The following is a 12,439-nucleotide window of genomic DNA, read 5'->3' as shown; positions in this document are numbered from 1 at the left end:
CTCCCGGTCCGGGGGCGGCCCCTCCGGACCGTTCCCCGCACCGGAGATTGTTTCGATGACGAGCGCCACCCTGGCGACCGGCAGCCCCGCCGTCGCGCCCGCAACCCCACCCGTCGCCCATGCCGGCCGCACCGGCATCCTGGTCCTGTTCCTCCTCGCCCTCGTGGTGGTGACGATCGCGGAGGCGATCGGCAACGTCGCCATCCCGCTCGGCCACGGCAAGATCATCCTGCTGCCGCTGCTCTGGGCCCTCTTGATGGGCGGCGGCCTCGGCCTTGCCGCGCCGCGCCTGCCCCGCGCCCTGCGGCTCCCCGTCTCGCTCCAGCACGCCGCGGGCGCGATCCTCCAGCCGGCGCTGCTGCTCTTCGTCGCCAAGCTCGGGCTCCTCGTCGGCGGCTCGCTGCCGAAGATCCTGGGCGCCGGCTGGGCCCTCGCCTTCCAGGAATTCGGCCACTTCTTCGGCACGATGGTGTTCGGCCTGCCCGTGGCGCTCCTCCTCGGGCTGAAGCGCGAGGCGATCGGCGCCACCTTCTCGGTCGGGCGCGAGCCCAGCCTCGCCATCATCGGCGAGCGCTTCGGCATGGATTCGCCGGAAGGGCGCGGCGTGCTCGCCGAGTACCTGACCGGCACGGTGTTCGGGGCGGTGTTCATCGCGGTGCTGGCCGGGCTGATCGCCAGCCTCGGCATCTTCAACCCGCTGGCGCTCGCGATGGGGGCCGGCGTCGGGTCGGGCAGCATGATGGCGGCGGCGGCCGGCGCCATCGCGGCGCAGCAGACGCCCGAGATGGCCAAGGAGGTCGCCACCTTCGCGGCAGCGAGCAACCTCATCACCACCACCATCGGCACCTACTTCACCCTGTTCCTGTCGCTCCCGTTCACGATCTGGGCCTATGGCGTGCTGGAGCCGATCCTCGGCAGAGGCCGCGGACGGACCGAACCCGCGCCCGAGGCGGCGACGGCGGTGACGGCCCATGCCGCGCCGAGCTTCGGCCTGCCGGCGCTGGTCCTGATCTGGCTCGCCACGGCGGTATTCGGGCTCATCGGCAACCGGCTGACCTACGGCACGGCGATCGACGGGCAGGTGCTGGTCGGTGCCGCGATCATCGTCGCCGCGGTGGCGGTGGGCGAGGTGCTCTACCGCCTCGCCGGGCGTCGGCTGCCGGCGGTGGTGTGGGTCTCGCTGATCGGCATGGCGCTCACCTATCCGGGCACGCCGTTCTCCGCCGAGATCGCCGCGGCGACGGGCCGGATCAACTTCCTGGCGCTCGCCACCCCGATCCTCGCCTTCGCGGGCCTGTCGCTCGCCAAGGACTTCCCGGCCTTCCGGCGCCTCGGCTGGCGCATCGTGGTGGTGTCGTTCATGGCCAATGCCGGGACGTTCCTCGGCGCGGCGCTGATCGCCCAGTTCTGGATGCATCCGCCGGTGTGACGGAGCGCGGCCGATAACCCTCCTCCCTCTGCGGGGAAAATCTCTCTTAAAATCAAGCGCGGGATCCCCTCTCCCGTGTGGGAGAGGGGTAGGGGTGACACGCTTCAGTATGAAACGAAGAGCGTCGAGCTGTCAGCACGACGTTCAGAGCTTTACGCGGAAGCGTGTCACCCTCACCCCCGGCCCCTCTCCCACACGGGAGAGGGGAGGCGCGCCACAACTTTCCCCGGACAGCCCTGCCGCAGAGGGGGGAGGGTTCGGGCGTGAGCCCTCGACCCGGCGATCGTTCCCCTAAACCCGATACTTCCCGTTCCGCTTCACCATCACGGTCGTGCCCACCGGCACGCGATTGTAGAGATCGACCACGTCCTCGTTGAGCATGCGCACGCAGCCCGAGGACATCTGCTCGCCGATGCTCCAGGGCTCGTTGGTGCCGTGGATGCGGAACAGGATGTCGCGGCCGCCCTGGTAGAGGTAGAGGGCGCGGGCGCCGAGCGGGTTGTCGACGCCGCCCTTGCGCAGGCGCGGCAGGTCGGGGTTGAGGCTGACCATCTTGGCGGTGGGACCCCAATCGGGCCAGACGCCCTTGCGGCCGACCGTGGCGGTGCCCTTCCAGGAGAAGCCGAGCTTGCCGACGCCGACGCCGTAGCGCAGCGCCTGGCCCCCCTCCTGGACGAGGTAGAGGAAGCGCTCGTCGATATCGACCACGACGGTGCCGGGCTTCTCCAGGCCGGTATAGGCGACGGTCTGGCGCCGGTATTTCGGGTCCATCCGGCTGCGGTCGACCAGCGGCACGTCGTAGGGCTGGTCGGGCATGCTGCCGATGTACCAGGCCGCGTCCGGATCCACCGCCGCGACGGCCGCAGGCCCGCGGGATTGGCAGGCCGCGAGCGGCAGCCCGGCGAGGAGGGCGAGGGCGAGACGGCGCGGGAGCATGCGGGCGCAACCTTTCGGCAAGGAATCCAGCCCATGCCTAGCCGCTCCCGGACGATCAGGTTGTGTCCTCCCCGCCTCAACACCCGCGAAACCGGGTGGCGACACTCAGGCGGCCGCCATCCAGGGCATCGCCGCGGCGGCGAAGAGCCGGCGGATCTCGGCCGCCGGAACCGGGCGGCAGAACAGGAAGCCCTGGACCTCGCCGCAGCCGCTTCCGCGCAGGGCGGCGAGCTGCTCGGCGGTCTCGACCCCTTCCGCCAGCGTGGTGATGCCGAGGGTGGCGCCGAGCCCGATCACCGCCTGCACGATCGCCCCCGCCGTGGCCTCGCGGCCCAAAGCCGCGGTGAAGGAGCGGTCGATCTTGATCTTGTCGAACGGGAAGGCCCGCAGGTAGCTCAGCGAGGCGTAGCCGGTGCCGAAATCGTCGATGGCGATGCGCAGGCCCAGCGCGCGCAGCCGGTGCAGCACCGCCAGGTTGGCGGTCGTCTCCTCCAGCATCACCTGCTCGGTGATCTCGAGTTCGAGCCGGGCCGGGTCGAGGCCGGATTCGGCGAGCGCCCGGGCCACCATGCCGACGAGATCGGGGCTGCGGAACTGCGCGGGCGAGAGGTTGACGGCGACCCGGACGCCCGCCGGCCAGCCGGCCGCCTCGCGGCAGGCCCGCCCCAGCACCCACTCGCCCAAGGGTGCGATCAGCCCCGTCTCCTCGGCGACCGGGATGAACGCGCCCGGCGAGACGAAGCCCCGCTCCGGATGGCGCCAGCGCAGCAGCGCCTCGCAGCCCGTCACCGCGAGGCTCTGCGCATCGACGAGGGGCTGGTAATAGACCTCCATCGCCTCCGCGGCGATGGCGGCGCGCAGGTCGCATTCGAGGGCGCGGCGGTTCTGCAGGGCCGCATCCATGGCGGGCTCGAACAGGCGCCGGGTGCGCCGTCCGTCGGCCTTGGCGGCGTAGAGCGCGGTGTCGGCCTTGCGCAGGAGCCCGTCCGGGTCGTCGCCGTGCTCGGGCGCGAGCGCGATGCCGATGCTGACCCCGATCGTGACGTCCTGGCCATCGAGGGCGAAGGAGCGGCCGAGGGCGGCGATGATCCGGTCGGAGAGGCCGAGCAGGACGTCCCGCCGGGCGGGGCCGAGGATCGCGAACTCGTCGCCGCCGAGCCGCGCCACCAGCCCGCCGGGCCCGAGGCAGGCGCGCAGGCGCTCGGCGACCTCGCGCAGCAGCGCGTCGCCGGCCGGGTGGCCGAGGGTGTCGTTGACGAGCTTGAAATGGTCGAGATCGAGGCAGAGCAGGCCGAGGCCCGTGCCGGCCGCCACCGCCTCGGTCAGTCGTTCGTGGAACAGGACCCGGTTCGGCAGCCCGGTCAAGGCGTCGTGATGGGCCATGTGGGCGATGCGCTGCTCGGCCCGGCGCTGCTCGGTCACGTCGACGCAGGCCGTCAGGGTGGCGCGCCGGCCCTCGAACGGGATCGGGCCGGAGAACACCTCGACGTCGATCAGGCTGCCGTCGCCGCGGCGGTGGCGCTGCGAGGAGCCGGACGCGTCCGATGCGATCAGGTCGCCGGCCGACAATCCCAGGAAGGCGTCGCGGGAGACGCCGTAATGGCCGGTGGCGGCGTCGTTCACCGCCAGCACCGCCCCGTCCTCGCCCGAGAGCCACATCGGCACCGGGTTGTGCTCGAACAGCAGGCGGGCCGAGGCCTCCCGGGCCTTCAGGTCGCCGATATCGGTCAGGGTGATGCCGAGCAATTCGCCGATCGCCGCGATCTCGACGCGCAGGTGCAGCACGCTCCCGTCGGGCCGCGGATAGGAGCCCTCGAAGCCCCCTTGCGGGTCGTCGAGGGCCGCCACCAGATGGGCGAGGGCGGCCGAGCCCCGGAGATGGGGCATCAGGGTGGTCAGGCGCTGCCACTGCGCCGTCTCGACGGTGGCGCGCATCATCGCGGCCGCGGCGGCGTTGAGGGCGAGGATCCGGAAATCCTCCACCGCGCCGCCCGCGTCGCGCAGGGCCGCCACCGCCACCATGCCCTGCCTCGTCGAGCGGAACAGGGTCTTGAGGAGATTGGTCCGCGCGGATTCGCCCGCGAGGCACAGGAGCACCACGCGCTCGCCGGCCTTCGTCGCGAGCGGCAGGCCGAGCATCCCGGTGGTGTAGGCGACGCCTCCCGCCACCCGGGCGCAGGGACCGTGGACCGGCCCGGCCGCCGCGAGCGCATCGCCGACGACCTCGCGCAGGGACTGGGCGAGCCCGCCCGTGAGGTCGTCGAGGGCGACGCCCGCCCCCTCGCGGCCGAGCCAGCCCTCGAACGCCTCGCCGACCCAGAGCAGGCGGGGATGGGAGGCCGGCCCGCCCACCAGGGCGGCCCGGTTCGCCAGGCGGCCGAGATTGCCGAGGACAAGGTCCTCGTAGGCCGGCAGCCCCCGGGCGGCGGCCCGGGCGGCGCGCCAGCTCTGCAGCAGCCCCTCGGTGCCGTCGCCCTTCGCGTTCCCGCCCATCCGATCCGATCCGAAGCCGCCCATCCCGGCGATAGGCCTCGCGAGTCTTCCGGGAGGTTAAAGTCAGTCGGCTTTCGAACGGACCGGCGGAGGGCAGGGTGAAGATTCCGCAAAGGCGCGGCGTCGTCGGCCCGTCGCTACCCCAGGGCCACCTCGATCAGGAACGGCCCGCGCCGGGCAAGCGCGCTTTTCAGCGTGTCGACGAACTGCGCCAGGGTCTCGACCCGGCGGCCCTCGACGCCGTAGCCCCGCGCCAGGCTCACCCAGTCGATCGGCGGATCGTCGAGGGTCAGCATGTCGATCGCCTTGCGGCCGGGATTGGCCCCGACATTGGTCAGTTCGTGGCGCAGGATCGCGTAGGAGCGGTTGGCCCAGATCAGCGTCACCACGTCGAGGCGCTCGCGCGCCTGGGTCCACAGCGCCTGGGCGGTGTAGAGGGCGCTGCCGTCGGCCTGGAGCGAGATCACCTTGCGGTCCGGGCAGGCCACCGCGGCGCCGGTCGCCATCGGGATGCCGAGCCCGATCGACCCGCCGGTGAGCTGGAGCCAGGTATGGGGCGCCGCCGCATGGGTCGAGGCGAAGAAGTTGCGCCCCGTCGTCACCGACTCGTCGCAGACGATCGCACCCTCGGGGATCAGCGCGCCGAGCACCCGCCCGATCGCATCCTGGTCGAGGCGCCCGTCCCCCGGCAGGTCGGGGCGGGACAGCGGCGGCAGGGGCGCCTCGTCCGGCGCGCCGACCGCCTCGGCGAGGCGCATGAGCGCATCGATCTGGTCCTGCTCCGGCGTGGCGAGGGCGAAGACGTCGCAGGTCGGCGGGGCGAGCGCGCTCGGCTTGCCCGGATAGGCGAAGAACGCCACCGGCAGGGTCGCGCCGACCAGGATGACGTGCTTGTAGGGCGCCAGCACCTCGCGGGCCGGATCGACCGGATAGGGCAGGCGCTCGATCGGCACCGTGCCGGCACCGCGGTCGATGCGGGCATTCGACGTCATGGCCAGCAGCTTGGCGCCGGTCTTGTCCGCGATGCGGGCGGCGATGCGCCGTCCCTCGCCCCGCACCGCCCGGTCGCCGAGATGGAGGAGCACCGGCTCGCCGCTGCGCAAGGCCGCGACCGCGTGCGCGATGGCCTCGTCGCTCGCCCGCGACCGCTCCGGCATCGCCGGCAGGGGCGCGATGCCGGAGCCCTCCTCCCAGGCGGTGTCGGCCGGCAGGATCAGGGTGGCGACCCCGCCCGGCGCGGTGCGCGCGGCGACGATGGCGTCGGCCCCGTCCGCCGCCACCGCCTTGGCGCTCAATCCTGTGCGGACCCAGGCCGAGACCGGGCCGGCCAGACCCTCGATGTCGGAGGTCAGCGGCGCATCGAAGGCGCGGTGATAGGTGGCGTGCTCGCCCACGATGTTGACGAGGGGCGAGCGGGCGCGGCGGGCATTGTGCAGGTTGGCGATGCCGTTGCCGAGGCCGGGCCCGAGATGCAGCAGCGTCGAGGCCGGCTTGTCGGCCATGCGGGCATAGCCGTCGGCCGCGCCGGTCGCCCCACCCTCGAACAGGCACAGGACCGCCCGCATCCCGTCGACCCGGTCGAGGGCGGCGACGAAGTGCATCTCCGAGGTGCCCGGATTGGTGAAGCACACCTCCACGCCCCCCGCCACCAGGGTGCGCACCAGGCTCTCGGCCCCGTTCATCGCCATCGGCGTCTCCTCTCGCGCGGGCATCTGTCGGCCCGGTTCGGGTTTGCGGTATGGTGATAGGGGATTTTGCGGGCGGGGTGTGAGGGCGTGGGGGACATGGGTGGGCGCCGCGAGGTCCGGCCTCGCGTTGGCCTTCCGTGCGGGCGATGTCACGGGATTGATCGCGAATCTCGAGGCGATGGCGGGCGCCCTTCGACAGGCCGCATAGCCCGGAGGCTCCGGGCGAGACGGCACCGCAACCACCGCCCCCCTAGCACGTTCGTTGCACCGTGCGGCCGGTGCTCGGCGCCCGGTGGAGACTTCCAATGAAATTGTTCCAGTGCCAGTCCTGCGGCAACATCCTGTATTTCGAGAACCGGACCTGCCAGCGCTGCGGCCACCGCCTCGCCTACCTGCCGGAGACCCGCACGCTCTCGGCGCTGGAGCCGGCGGGCGGGGAGGACTGGACGCCGCTCGCCGCACCCGACCGGCCGAGCCGGTTCTGCGCCAACGCGGTGCACGACACATGCAACTGGCTGGTGCCGCCGGGCTCGGGCGACGCGTTCTGCCTCGCCTGCCGCCACAACGGCACCATCCCCGACGTGTCGAACCCGGAATACCTCGCCAAGTGGCGCGAGATGGAATTCGCCAAGCATCGGCTGATCTACACCCTGCTGCGCTGGAACCTGCCGCTGAAGACCCGGGCCGAGGACCCGGAGCACGGGCTGATCTTCCACTTCCTGGCCGATCCGCCGGAGAACCAGGGCCCGAAGGTGATGACCGGCCACGACAACGGCGTCATCACCATCGCGCTGGTGGAGGCCGACGATGCCGAGCGCGAGAAGCGGCGGCGCGAGATGGGCGAGCCCTACCGCACCCTGCTCGGGCATTTCCGTCACGAGGTCGGCCACCATTACTGGGACCTGCTGGTGCGCGATGCCGGCCGGCTGGACGCCTGCCGGGCGGTGTTCGGCGACGATTCGCAGGATTACGACGCGGCGCTCCAGCGCCATTACGAGCAGGGCACGCCGGCCGACTGGCAGGAGAACTTCGTCTCGGCCTACGCCACCACCCATCCGTGGGAGGATTTTGCCGAGACCTGGGCGCATTACCTGCACATCGTCGACACGCTGGAGATGGCGAGCGCCTTCGGCATGCAGGTCCACCCGCTCCTCGATGCCGGCGGCGAGCTCGCCGCGCGGATCGACTTCGATCCCTACGAGGCGCAGAGCATCGAGCAGATCATGAAGGCTTGGCTGCCCTTCGTGTTCGCGTTGAACAGCGTCAACCGGGCGATGGGCCAGGGCGACCTCTACCCCTTCGTGCTGGCGCCGCCGGTGATCGCCAAGCTCGGCTTCATCCACGGCCTCGTTCACGGCACCATCTGACGTAGAGGGACGCGTCCCGCCGTCCCGGCCGTAGCCTCCGCGGCCGGGGCGGTCCATGATGGGGCGACGTGCCCGACGAATCGGGCCGCCCCGCCCGCATCAGCGGGCCCCAGGAGGGACGCCGAATGAAGCTCGCCAGCCTGAAGCACGGCCGCGATGGCCGCCTCGTCGTGGTCTCGCGCGACCTGACCCGCGCCACCGACGCCTTCATCGTGGTACCGACCCTGCAACAGGCCCTCGACGACTGGGAGCGCTACGCCCCGGCGCTGGGCGCCCTGGCCGAGCAGCTCGAGCACGGCTCGGTGCCCTCGTTCCGCTTCCACGAGCACGATTGCGCCGCGCCCCTGCCGCGGGCCTATGCCCGCCGGCACGCCGCCGCCTGGCCGGGCTACCAGGCCCTGCTGCGCCAGGCCGCGGGCGCCGAGGCGCCGGCGGGCGAGGCAGGGGCCCTGGCGCCCGCCGCCTCCGACGGGTTCCTCGGGCCCCGCGACACCCTCACGCCCGACGATCCCTCGGCCTCCCTCGACCTCTCGGCGGGTCTCGCGGTGATCACCGGGGACCTGCCCCGGGGCGCCGACGCGACGGCCGCCGGGGACGCCGTCCGGCTGGTGACCCTGGTGGCGGAGGTGATCCGCCACGACCGCCTGCGGCCGGACGGGCTCGACCTCGACGGGGCCGAGGCGCCGGCGCTCGCCGCGAGCCTCGCGCCGGTGGTGGTGACCCCCGACGAGCTGGGGAATGCCTGGCGGGACGGCGCCCTGCACCGGCCGCTGCTGGTGAGCCGCAACGGCAAGGCGCTCGGCTGCCCGGAAGCCGGGGCCGATCTCGGCCGCAGCCTCGTCGCGCTCGTGGCCGAGGCGGCGCGCCACCGTGCCCTCGGCGCCGGCACGATCGTCAGCGCCGGCCCCGTCTCCAACCGCGGCATCGACGGCGGCCCGGGCCGCCCCGCCGCCGACGGCGGGGCCGGCTACGCCTGCCTCGCCGAGGCCCGCGCCGCCGAGGCCCTGACCGGCGGCTGGGTCCGCACGCCCTATCTCGCCGCCGGCGACCGCCTGCGGGTCGAGATGAAGGATGCCGGAGGGCACTCGATCTTCGGCGCGATCGAGCACGAGGTCGCCGGCTGACGCAGAGACGGACGGGCGCGGATCTCGCGATCCGCGCCGGTTGTACCAAGTGATTTCACAATCGTAACATGTAAGCTGCGGAGTGCCGGACCAATCGAGCGGTGGCGTTAGGCATTCTTTCGGACTTTGCCGGGAAAAGCGTTCGATACCGGTATCCTGGACGTCGGAACCCAACGTCTGATGGCAGGCGATCCGGTCACGGCCTGGATAGCCCACCGTCCGATCGATGCGACCCTGCCCGGCTCTCGCCCTCCGTCTCGACCGTTTCCGGCGCTGCCGGAGCGGGACGGTCATCGTCATCCTCAGCCTGCTGCTGCCGGTCCTGGCGCTCGGATCGGTCGGCGTCGCCGAGGTATCGGAAGTGATGATGGCGCGGTCGAAGCTCCAGAGCTACGTCGACGCGGCGGCGCTCCAGGGCGCGGGCGAGTTCGGTGTCGACCAGTCCTCGGCCACGGTGGAGCGGGCCCGCCTCGCGGCCGACGGGATGGCTGCGCCCCTGCGCCTGCGCTGGACGATCACATCGAGCGCGACGATCGACACCGCGTCGCGCGCGGTGACGGTGCTCCAGACGGGGCACCGTGCCTCGTTCTTCCGCAACGTGCTGCCGCCGGGCGGCTGGAACATCGAGGCCAAGGCGACGGCGATCCGCACCGCGCGCAAGCCGCTCTGCATGCTCGGCTCCGAGACGCCCAACCGCCTGGGCGCTCCGACGGCCGTCGCGCTGAACGACCGGTCCGCGATCACCGCCAATGACTGCCTCATCCAGAGCAACGCCAACCTTGCCGCGGGGACCGGCACGGCCCTGTGGGCGGGGGAGGTGCGGGCATCGGGCAGCGCCAGCGGCCCGGTCCGTCCGGCCCCGATCACCGACGCGCCGACGGTGTCGGATCCCTTCGCCAACATGCGCATCGACGTACCGCTCGCCTGCAACGACGTGCTCGGCATCACGATCGGGAGCGGCACCACCTATCTCAACCCGGGCGTGCATTGCGGACAGCTCTCGCTGCTGGGGACGATGACCATCGTCCTGCTGCCCGGCGATCATTACTTCGTCGGCCCGATCCTCAACCTCCTCGGGCAATCCACCATCACCGGCACGGACGTCGTGATGATCTTCAAGGGCCTGCTGTCGGCCCAGGTGACCGGCATGGCCAAGCTGGAGATCGAGGGCCGCAAGAGCGGCCCCTATGCGGGCTTCGCCATCATCACCGACCGCGACTATTTCGGCGATCTCGGCATCTCGACCAACAACGCCCGCAAGATCATCGGCACGATCTACCTGCCCAACGCGAGCCTGACCGTGAGCGGCACCGGCAACAAGATCGCCGACCAGTCGCCCTGGACCGTCGTGGTGGCGCGATCGATCCGCACCCTGGGCAGCGCCAACCTCGTGATCAACGCGAATTACAGTTCGTCGACCGTGCAGCCGCCGCCCGGCGTCGGCCCGGCAAAGGACCTGCCGGTCCGGCTGGCCCAGTAACGGGCTGACTGAGAGCCTGTTTGAGCAGGATTTCTACCCAATGTTTGAGGCAGACGGGATCATCCTACCCGCTAACCTCATCCTGAGGTGCGAACGAAGTGAGCCTCGAAGGAGGGCTCCAGGGATCGCAGAGGCTTCTGGAGCCCTCCTTCGAGGTCAGTCGATCTGCGATCGACTAACACCTCAGGATGAGGTGGAATTGTAGGATATCTCCTGATTTTTCTCAGTTTTTTTGTCAAATCACGCTACTCAAACAGGCTCTGAGGTGACGCTCCCTACTCGACCACCTGATCGTCCCCCGCCAGCGCCAGGCGGCGCAAGGCATCGAGCGCCCGCGCGAGATCGGCCCGCGACGGCGTCGCCAGGGCGAGCCGGACGGCGTTCGGGGCGTGGCCCGGGCTGACCGCGAAGGAGGAGGCCGGGATGAGCGCGATGCCCCGGCGCAGGGCCGCCGCCGCATAGGCCTCGGCCCGCCAGGTCTCCGGCAGGGTGAGCCAGAGGTGATAGGCCGCCGCGTCCCCGGTCACCGGCAGGCCGGCGAGGCAGTCCCGCGCGATCGCCTGCCGCTCGGCCGCGTCGATCCGCTTGGCGCGTTCGAGCCGGGCGGCGGAGCCGTCCTCCATCCAGCGCGTGCCGGCGGCGAGCGCGACCCCCATGGCGTTCCATCCGCCCTGGCGCACCGACACCGCGAGGCGTTCCGCCATCTCCGGCGGGCTCACGATCATCCCGACCGTCAGGCCCGGCATCACCCGCTTCGACAGGCTGTCGACCAGGATCGCCCGCTCGGGCGCGAGCGCGGCGAGCGGGGTCGCCTCGCGCAGGAAGCCGTAGACCGCATCCTCCACGGCGGTGAGCCCGGTCTGCGCCAGCAAAGCGGCGATCTCGGCCCGGCGCTCGGGGCCCATCGTCAGCCCGAGGGGGTTCTGCAGCGTCGGCTGCAGGTAGAGCCCGCTCAGCGGCGCGGCGCGGTGGGCCTGGAGGATGGCGTCGGGCCGGACGCCCTCGCCGTCGACGGGAATCGGCACCAGGGCGATGCCGAGGCGCGCCGCGATGCCCCGGATCACCGGATAGGTCAGCGGCTCGCAGCCGATGCGCTCCCCCGGCGGGGCGAGCGTCGCCAGGGCGGCGGCCAGCCCCTGGCGGCCGTTGCCGGTGAACAGGATCCCGTCCGGATCGGGGGCGAAGCCGTCGCGGGCGAGGAAGCGCGCGGCGACGGCCCGCGCCTGCGGCGTGCCGGCCGGTCCGTAGAGCGTCAGCGCCGCCTCGACGGCGTGGCGCCCCAGCCCCGCCAGGGTCTCGGCGAGCAACACCTCCTGCTCGGGCAGGCGCGACATGGTGCGCTGGAGATCCAGCGCGTGCGGCGGCGGCTCCGGCCGGATCGGCTGCGGTGCGCCGAGATCGGAGCGGATATAGGTGCCGCGCCCGACCTCGCCGAGGACGAGGCCGCGCCGGGCCAGCTCGGCATAGACCCGGCTCGCCGTCGAGACGGCGATGCCGCGGGCATAGGCGAAGTCGCGCTGCGGCGGCAGCCGCTCGCCCGGGCGCAGCCGCCCCTCGGCGATCTCCGCCGCCACCGCGTCGGCGATCCCCCGGTAATCCGATCCGGCCATCATTGCTCCGAGTGCAATGTTTCGATTGCTCCGAGGTTCGTATCGGTACAATCCTGGCGATGCAATCCCGGCCGGACTGCCTCCCCCCGCTCGGATCGACCGCCATGCCCGCCGTCTCGCTGCCCTTCTCCCCTTCCGCGTCCTCCAGCCCGCGGCCGCGCCGCCCGGCTGTCCTTCGCCTGTGGTGGCGCCGCGCCCGGGACCGCCGGATCCTGGCCGATCTCACGCCCGCGCAGATGCGGGATACCGGCCTCGATCCGGACGTGGTGCGCGCGGAGAGCGCGAAGCCGTTCTGGCAGGCGTGATCCCGCC

General features: G+C 72.1%; 9 protein-coding genes. 5 read left to right on the top strand and 4 right to left on the bottom strand.

The features are described from left to right. The first annotated feature begins 55 nt into the window (after positions 1-55). Positions 56-1,429, top strand: coding sequence for a DUF3100 domain-containing protein (locus tag F1D61_RS08710; RefSeq protein WP_203157519.1), 1,374 nt, complete (start codon positions 56-58; stop codon positions 1,427-1,429). A 291-nt stretch (positions 1,430-1,720) separates the two neighbouring features. Here the strand turns inward: F1D61_RS08710 and F1D61_RS08705 are convergent, their stop codons facing one another. The 3 genes from F1D61_RS08705 to F1D61_RS08695 all read right to left on the bottom strand — a co-directional run bounded on the left by F1D61_RS08705 (position 1,721) and on the right by F1D61_RS08695 (position 6,546). Next, the gene (locus F1D61_RS08705) at positions 1,721-2,365 is read right to left on the bottom strand and encodes a L,D-transpeptidase (RefSeq protein ID WP_203157518.1); all 645 of its coding nucleotides are present in this window, start codon (positions 2,363-2,365) and stop codon (positions 1,721-1,723) included. Between the two features lie 105 nt (positions 2,366-2,470). After that, positions 2,471-4,858 (bottom strand): putative bifunctional diguanylate cyclase/phosphodiesterase, encoded by a 2,388-nt coding sequence (locus F1D61_RS08700; protein ID WP_203157517.1) that lies wholly within the window; start codon positions 4,856-4,858, stop codon positions 2,471-2,473. 137 nt (positions 4,859-4,995) lie between these two features. Then, entirely contained in the window at positions 4,996-6,546 is a 1,551-nt protein-coding gene (locus F1D61_RS08695; protein WP_203157516.1) for an acetolactate synthase large subunit, read from the bottom strand. 305 nt (positions 6,547-6,851) lie between these two features. Here F1D61_RS08695 and F1D61_RS08690 point away from each other — a divergent pair, with 305 nt between their 5' ends. The 3 genes from F1D61_RS08690 to F1D61_RS08680 all read left to right on the top strand — a co-directional run bounded on the left by F1D61_RS08690 (position 6,852) and on the right by F1D61_RS08680 (position 10,517). Next, the gene (locus tag F1D61_RS08690; protein ID WP_203157515.1) at positions 6,852-7,913 is read left to right on the top strand and encodes a zinc-binding metallopeptidase family protein; all 1,062 of its coding nucleotides are present in this window, start codon (positions 6,852-6,854) and stop codon (positions 7,911-7,913) included. 125 nt (positions 7,914-8,038) lie between these two features. Further along, on the top strand, positions 8,039-9,037 hold the full coding sequence (locus F1D61_RS08685; protein ID WP_203157514.1) for a fumarylacetoacetate hydrolase family protein: 999 nt from the start codon (positions 8,039-8,041) through the stop codon (positions 9,035-9,037). A gap of 226 nt (positions 9,038-9,263) precedes the next feature. Further along, positions 9,264-10,517, top strand: coding sequence for a pilus assembly protein TadG-related protein (locus F1D61_RS08680; protein ID WP_203157513.1), 1,254 nt, complete (start codon positions 9,264-9,266; stop codon positions 10,515-10,517). A gap of 275 nt (positions 10,518-10,792) precedes the next feature. On the opposite strand, the gene F1D61_RS08675 is transcribed toward F1D61_RS08680, so the two are convergent. Next, on the bottom strand, positions 10,793-12,127 hold the full coding sequence (locus F1D61_RS08675) for a PLP-dependent aminotransferase family protein (protein ID WP_203157512.1): 1,335 nt from the start codon (positions 12,125-12,127) through the stop codon (positions 10,793-10,795). Between the two features lie 104 nt (positions 12,128-12,231). Between F1D61_RS08675 and F1D61_RS08670 the strand changes: the two genes are divergently transcribed. Beyond that, a complete protein-coding gene (locus F1D61_RS08670) occupies positions 12,232-12,432 on the top strand; it encodes a DUF1127 domain-containing protein (RefSeq protein WP_203157511.1) in 201 nt (66 codons plus the stop codon). Positions 12,433-12,439: the final 7 nt, after the last annotated feature.

The sequence above is a fragment of the Methylobacterium aquaticum genome, assembly GCF_016804325.1.
GTDB classification, from domain to species: domain Bacteria; phylum Pseudomonadota; class Alphaproteobacteria; order Rhizobiales; family Beijerinckiaceae; genus Methylobacterium; species Methylobacterium aquaticum_C.
Note: the sequence above shows the minus strand (reverse complement) of the source record. Positions and strands in the feature narration are given on the sequence as shown.

What these genes read in the sequence shown, in the direction of transcription:
- F1D61_RS08690 (WP_203157515.1), top strand. Translation starts at nt 6,852, where the DNA reads ATGAAATTGTTCCAGTGCCAGTCCTGCGGCAACATCCTGTATTTCGAG.
- F1D61_RS08670 (WP_203157511.1), top strand. Translation starts at nt 12,232, where the DNA reads ATGCCCGCCGTCTCGCTGCCCTTCTCCCCTTCCGCGTCCTCCAGCCCG.
- F1D61_RS08675 (WP_203157512.1), bottom strand. Translation starts at nt 12,127, where the DNA reads ATGGCCGGATCGGATTACCGGGGGATCGCCGACGCGGTGGCGGCGGAG.
- F1D61_RS08685 (WP_203157514.1), top strand. Translation starts at nt 8,039, where the DNA reads ATGAAGCTCGCCAGCCTGAAGCACGGCCGCGATGGCCGCCTCGTCGTG.
- F1D61_RS08705 (WP_203157518.1), bottom strand. Translation starts at nt 2,365, where the DNA reads ATGCTCCCGCGCCGTCTCGCCCTCGCCCTCCTCGCCGGGCTGCCGCTC.
- F1D61_RS08710 (WP_203157519.1), top strand. Translation starts at nt 56, where the DNA reads ATGACGAGCGCCACCCTGGCGACCGGCAGCCCCGCCGTCGCGCCCGCA.
- F1D61_RS08695 (WP_203157516.1), bottom strand. Translation starts at nt 6,546, where the DNA reads ATGGCGATGAACGGGGCCGAGAGCCTGGTGCGCACCCTGGTGGCGGGG.
- F1D61_RS08680 (WP_203157513.1), top strand. Translation starts at nt 9,264, where the DNA reads ATGCGACCCTGCCCGGCTCTCGCCCTCCGTCTCGACCGTTTCCGGCGC.
- F1D61_RS08700 (WP_203157517.1), bottom strand. Translation starts at nt 4,858, where the DNA reads ATGGGCGGGAACGCGAAGGGCGACGGCACCGAGGGGCTGCTGCAGAGC.